Annotated in this window: 4 protein-coding genes; 2 read left to right on the top strand and 2 right to left on the bottom strand. The window is 43.6% G+C overall.

What is annotated here, in order from left to right:
• The coding region (gene carB, locus WBA23_RS14765) for a carbamoyl-phosphate synthase large subunit (protein WP_424583049.1) at window positions 1-1562 on the bottom strand (1562 nt) is incomplete at its 3' end.
• A gap of 80 nt (window positions 1563-1642) precedes the next feature.
• The gene (locus tag WBA23_RS14760; protein ID WP_424583048.1) at window positions 1643-1972 is read right to left on the bottom strand and encodes a four helix bundle protein; all 330 of its coding nucleotides are present in this window, start codon (window positions 1970-1972) and stop codon (window positions 1643-1645) included.
• Window positions 1973-2189: 217 nt separating this feature from the next.
• On the opposite strand from WBA23_RS14760, the gene WBA23_RS14755 reads away from it, so the two are divergent.
• Window positions 2190-4430 carry a DUF5916 domain-containing protein gene (locus WBA23_RS14755; RefSeq protein ID WP_424583047.1) on the top strand — a complete coding sequence of 747 codons (2241 nt, stop codon included), beginning with the start codon at window positions 2190-2192 and terminating at the stop codon, window positions 4428-4430.
• A gap of 838 nt (window positions 4431-5268) precedes the next feature.
• The coding region (locus WBA23_RS14750) for an ATP-binding response regulator (protein WP_424583046.1) at window positions 5269-6693 on the top strand (1425 nt) is incomplete at its 3' end.

The raw sequence follows: 6693 nt of genomic DNA, 5'->3' as shown, positions 1-6693 counted from the left end.
TCTTTGCGTTTGCCGTGTACTTCGCTCTCCAGACAATCTAACAAGTGGGCAATCTGTCGATCCGCGTAGCCTTTCTCCTTGGCTTCCCGCATTAGTTCCACTGGAAGATCATCTAGGGAGTGTTGCTGAATTTCTTTTTCCAACTCAATCAGCTCCTCAATCTGCCGCAGAAACCACGGGTCAATTTTAGTGAGCTTGCGGATGGTAGTAAAGGAAATTCCTAGCTTAAAGGCCTCGTAGATACGGAACAGACGGTCGTCGCTCGGGTGCTCCAACGCTTCCATAATTTTTTGCTGGTTGGTTTCCTCCTTACCGTCGGCCCCCAAACCATTTCGTTTGATCTCTAACGATTGACATGCTTTCTGCAAAGCTTCCTGAAAGTTGCGACCAATACCCATCGCTTCTCCCACCGACTTCATTTGCAACCCTAAGTGCGAATCAGCCCCGTCAAACTTAGCAAAGTTCCACCGAGGAATTTTCACAATTACGTAATCTAGCGCGGGTTCGAAGAAGGCCGAGGTGGTTCCGGTAATTTGATTCTTCAGTTCGTCCAGCGTGTAGCCAATCGCTAACTTAGCCGCAACCTTGGCAATAGGATAACCAGTTGCTTTGGAAGCTAAGGCCGAAGAGCGGGAAACGCGGGGATTGATTTCAATGCCAATAATGGAATCATCTTCTGGGTTCACTGAGAACTGAATGTTGCAACCTCCGGCAAATTCCCCAATGCCGTTGATCATAATTTTGGCCAGATCGCGCATGTGTTGGTATACTGTGTCGGGCAAGGTCATAGCGGGAGCTACGGTGATGGAGTCGCCGGTGTGCACGCCCATCGGATCAAAATTCTCTACCGAGCAGATGATAATCATATTACCCAGTCGGTCGCGTAGCAGTTCTAACTCGTACTCCTTCCAGCCCATAATGCTTTGCTCCACTAGTACTTCGTGCACTGGCGAAGCGTGCAGTCCGGCGTTCAGGGCTTTATCAAATTCGCTGGCATCATTGACAAATCCACCCCCGTAACCTCCCAGCGTATACGACGGGCGAATCACCAACGGAAAGCCAATTTCTTGGGCAATTTCCTTTCCTTGCAAAAAGGAGGTAGCGATGCGTCCCTTACAAACTCCCACGCCCAGTTCGTGCATTTTCAAGCGGAATTTCTCCCGGTCTTCGGTAGTTTCGATCGCGTTTACGTCCACCCCAATCATTCGTACACCGAACTTTTCCCAGATACCGGCTTTGTCGCAGTCAATGGCTAAATTCAGTGCCGTTTGTCCACCCATGGTTGGCAGCACAGTATCTATGGGCCGACCTTCTTCCTGATGTTTCTTCAGAATCTCGACGATGTATTTCTTCTCCAACGGCTTCAGATAAATATCATCCGCCGTAATGGGGTCGGTCATGATGGTGGCCGGATTGGAATTAATGAGCGATACTTTGATACCTTCTTCTCGTAAAGAACGAGCGGCTTGAGAGCCCGAATAATCAAACTCGCAGGCCTGCCCAATGATGATCGGGCCACTGCCAATAATTAAGATAGATTTGATGCTAGTATCGCGCGGCATAGGATGGTTAGGTTATAATTAATAATGGATAGTTGATAATATTATATTCTTATCAATTTTAGGTGTTGTTTTTGGCTGACTTACTGATAGTGGACAATATTTTTACATAGTTCGGTACAATTAGTGTGTAAATTGTTTGCTTCCTCTTCTTTCAAATAACCTGTTTCTTTCAGCAATTCAATCCAGTATTGAGTTTCTACGGCTTCTTTCAAAGCTATATTCATCTTATATATGAAATCTTTCTTAGATGCTGCTTGTGAAGCCTCTCGTGCGTTAGCTCCAATAGATGTTCCTGATCGAAGAAACTGCTTACTCAAAACATACTCATTTTTACTTTGAAGGTGTTGACAGCAACGAACCACTCGAACTGCAAACTGAAAAGATTTATCCTGTATGACATTCTTTTTCATTCTTCACTATTCATTTTCCCTTTTCAATCGTCAATTATCAACTGTCAATTTAGTTTAGTCCAAATTGAGGCGAAGTTAGTAGAAAATGAATAGGAATTAAATCTGATACGGAATAATCCGTGTGGAATACCAACAAAAAAGTTGTATTATCGCAGCTTACCTCTAATGGTTATAATGAGACAAACCATTTATTCCAAATATTATTCTGTCGCCAAAGTTGAAGTCGCTATCTGAAGTAAGTCTAACCGGAATATTTTTACTAATTTTTTTGCTGCCATTTTTGTCGCTAGCACAAAAACCTCAACGACAGCTCCATATTAAGCGAGCCTCTTCGGCTATCGAGTTAGATGGGGTTTTAGAGGAAGCAGCCTGGCAGGATGCCGAGATGTCGAATGGCTTTTGGCAGAACTTCCCGATGGATACATCGCGAACGGTAGCACCTAGTGAAGTACGGCTGACGTATGATGACAAATTCGTATACCTGGGGGTTAAATGCTACGCTACTACCGAAGGAAACTACTACGTGACTCCTTCATTACGGCGCGATTTCAGGGGGGCGGGCAATGATCAATTTTCGTTCATTATTGATCCTTTTCAAGACCAAACGACTGCTTTTATCTTTGGTATCAATCCCTACGGGGTACAACGAGAGGGGTTAATCTCTAATGGTGGGGCTTCCCAACAAGATTTTGACTTATCATGGGACAACCGCTGGTTTTCCGCCGCTAAGCGTTATGAAGACTACTGGATTGCCGAATTTGCTATTCCGTTTAAAACACTACGCTATAAAGAGAACTCAAAGGAGTGGAATATTCAATTTTATCGGTTAGATAGTCATACCAATGAACGATCTACCTGGAACCACGTTCCGTTGAATTTTCGGCTCTACTCGCTGGCTTACACGGGAAAGCTACTGTGGGATCAGCCCCTAAAGAAACCGGGTGCTAATGTTTCTCTTATCCCTTACGTTTCTACCCAACAGAACCGCGACTTCTCCGAAACCGAAGGAGTGAGTAATTTTGCGGCGGGGGGCGATGCTAAAATCGCAATAACTCCCTCACTAAATCTTGACCTAACGGTGAATCCTGATTTTTCGCAGGTGGAGGTAGACCAGCAGGTAACGAACCTCGACCGCTTCGAGATCTTCTTTCCTGAGCGGCGGCAGTTTTTTCTAGAGAATGCTGACCTGTTCGCTAACTTCGGATCGGAGAATGTGCGGCCGTTTTTCTCCCGCCGTATTGGGGTCGCTATTGATACCGCTACCGGAATAAACGTGCAGAACCCTATTTTGGGCGGAGCGCGCCTTAGCGGAAGAGTAAATAAAAACTGGCGGTTGGGGCTATTAAATATGCAAACGGGGGCGGATGAAGATATTAGTCTGCCTAGTTTTAACTATACCGTGGCGGCAGTGCAGCGGCAGTTGTTTGCTCGGTCCAATATATCTGGTCTGTTTATCAATAAGCAGTCATTCAGTGATAGCACCAATGAGTTTTCGCTTGGTTCTAACAACTTTAACCGGCTGGTAGGCCTGGACTATAACTTGGCTTCGGCGGATAATACCTGGACGGGAAAAATTTATTACCATCAGTCGTTTGACCCAACTCCCAAAAAAGCATCTTATTCCCACGGAGCTAACCTAACGTATAGCACCCGCAAATGGGAATTAATCTGGGAGCACCAGATTGTGGGTGAAGGTTTTAATGCCGAAGTAGGATTTACCCCCCGCAGAAACTTTCGCCGTATCTCTCCTTCTATCGCTCGCACATTTTATCCCGACGGCAGTGGTATTGTAAGTCATGGTCCGGGCATTGAGCAACAACTGTGGTGGAAACCCGACTTGGGTATATCCGATTACAATTTTAGTCTGTTCTACGACTTCAACTTTCGGAATACCAGCCGATTGACAGTATCGGCGATGAATGATTACATCTATCTGTTTCGCCCCTTCTCACCTTCGCGTCAAGGACTTTCTTTTTTAACCGGGGAAACGTTCAACATGATGTATCTGATGGTAGAGTACGAATCAGATGAGCGACGGAACTTTAATTATGAGATCAACACGATCAATGGGCAGTACTACGGTGGTATTCTGAATTCGTTTTCCGGTACGCTCAATTACCGGTTTCAGCCCTACGGTTTGTTCTCACTAGATTTTAACTACAGCGATATTAATTTGGCCGAACCTTACTCCGATACCCAGTTCGTGCTAATTGGCCCCCGACTAGATTTAACCTTTACCCGTAGTGTTTTCCTAACTACCTTTGTGCAGTACAACAGTCAGTTTGAGAATGTAAACGTAAATGCTCGCTTTCAATGGCGCTTTAAGCCGGTGTCTGACTTGTTTATTGTCTACACTGATAACTATACCGCCTACGGCGAGAGCCGCTTCTTCCCTGATACTTATGAAAAGAAGAACCGAGGTTTAGTAGTGAAGCTCACTTACTGGTTAAATCTTTGATTTTACTTAGTGCCTTGGTATATTTCGCTATTATTCAAGCCTAATTTAGCAATTTACTATTAATTGCAGCCGAGGAGTGGAGGTGCGATTACTATGCCCCCCTTCTGGCTCATAACTAAGAAGTATATGATAAGTTAAACGCTTCGTTTTCAAGTTACTCTATTCCCTAATACCATCGCAATTACTACTATGGCTGCCAAAAGTGTTGCCCACACTGACAATTATTAGAAAATCATCAATTTCTACTAATCTAGCAGGTATAATTTGCGACTAGAATGATTAATTGCTGCCGTATAACTTTATGAACACCTTCGGCAAAAAAAAATTTAGACATAATAACAAAGCACTGGCTAAGCTGCTAAGTCCGGAAAATACTTCTGTACATTCTGAAAGATATAGAAACAAAGAGTTATTGAATTTCTTCTGCCTGATTTGGTTCACTGCCTCTCTGGTCCTTTTGCTGTTTTATTATCTACTAGTTCCTAATCTATCGCGCGAGGTTGCCTTAAATACTGGTGTCACTACGGTTATTTTTGGCTTTGTATTATTTCTCAACCTCCGTGGCCTCTTCCAGTTGGCGAGATTCCTATTTCTAGCTGCCACACTTACGCAGTGTATCTATTTTAGTGTTTTTGTACAACCTAATGAGTTGGTAGAGCTATGTGTCCTGACGGTCGTGCTGGCGGGGGTAATACTCTATAGAAGTTTTATCATACACTTGCTTATTTTTCTAATAAGCTTAGTGGCGGCTCTCATAAGCCATATAGTCTTTCAAGACTCTTCTTTTTCAGCCGTTGTTTCTGTCATTATAGGGCTAGTATTTAGTACCGCTTTTTTAATGGTTGTCTATCTGAAGAGGCTTAATCAAGAAAAAGAAGCCCAACTGGCCGAAGAGAAGAATAAGGCATTGCGAGATAAACGCACTATAGAAGAGCAGGCGGGGCAACTCAATGAACTCCAAGAATTTAAGGATAGTGTTTTTATCGATATTTCTCATGAGATTCGTACTCCACTTACCTTAATCAGGGGTTATATCCAGAGGCTATCTAAAGACAACGGTCGTGAATTTAACCTGGATTCTATCCAGGAAATAGATGAGCAGGCAGCTAACATACAACAGCTAGCAGATAATATTCTTGACCTGAGCAAGATGGATAAGCAGCAAGTTCAACTCAACAAAAGTTCCGTTAATCTTACGCGGCTGATGAGTAAGATTTACTCTGAATTTTATGACATATTCGCTAGTAAGGGTATTGACTTTCAACTGCAACTTCCGGCACAAAAGGTGGTAGCCTACTGCGATCCATTGTTGATGACTCGGGCCATTTCCAACCTTGTTACTAATGCGCTTAAGTTTACTCCCTCTGGTGGCATTGCGCAACTTAACATGTTGCAGGCAGATAATTGTCAGATAGTGGTTTATAATACTGGCACAGGCATTGTGCCGGAAGATTTAGATAAGATTTTTAACAGGTATTACCAGACGGGTCATCACAACGCCCGCTATCAGGGAAGTGGCATTGGTCTATCACTTGTAAAAGGAATAGTAGCAACCCATGACTTTGATATTCAGGTAAAAAGCCAGTATGGTGCATACACTCAGTTCACCATCACTATTCCGACTGAATTTGTCAAGGCTGTATCGGTTTCTACTCATAAGCATCAAATAAAGACTGAGCAACGTAAACAAAGGTATCATCATGAAGATAGCCCTATAGCTTGTATTCTACTGGTAGAAGACAATGAAGCTATGCGAAAATATATTGCAGGGATAGAAAGTTTGGCCGATTACCAAATTTTACAGGTCAACCACGGAAGTGAGGCTCTGGACATTGTTAAGAAAAAGAAAGTTGATCTTATCATTACTGACTACATGATGCCGGTTATGGATGGTCCGGAATTGATACGTCAACTGCAAAATCTGGGCTTCCGACAACCTATACTCTTACTAACAGCCCGAACCGATCAGCAAAGCAAACTAAATATGTTGCGCCTGGGGGTAGATACTTACCTCACCAAACCTTTTCTGGAAGAAGAATTACTCCATGCGGTACGCCGGGCACTAGAATACGATCAGGCCCGTCAGCATTATCTCCAGCAGATAGCAGAAGAAGGAAGCCCACCCCTAGAGGCCGACGAATTATTAGCATTCAACCAACGTCTAACTCACCTTATTGATGAAAATATTAGCAACGAACAGTTTGATATAACTGATATCTGCGAGCATCTGCATCTTACAGAAAGAACCCTATACCGCAAAGTG

The organism is Tunicatimonas sp. (genome assembly GCF_049647865.1).
Lineage (GTDB): Bacteria > Bacteroidota > Bacteroidia > Cytophagales > Cyclobacteriaceae > Tunicatimonas.
The sequence above is the reverse complement of the archived record's forward strand: the minus strand, read 5'-3'. Positions and strand labels throughout refer to the sequence as shown.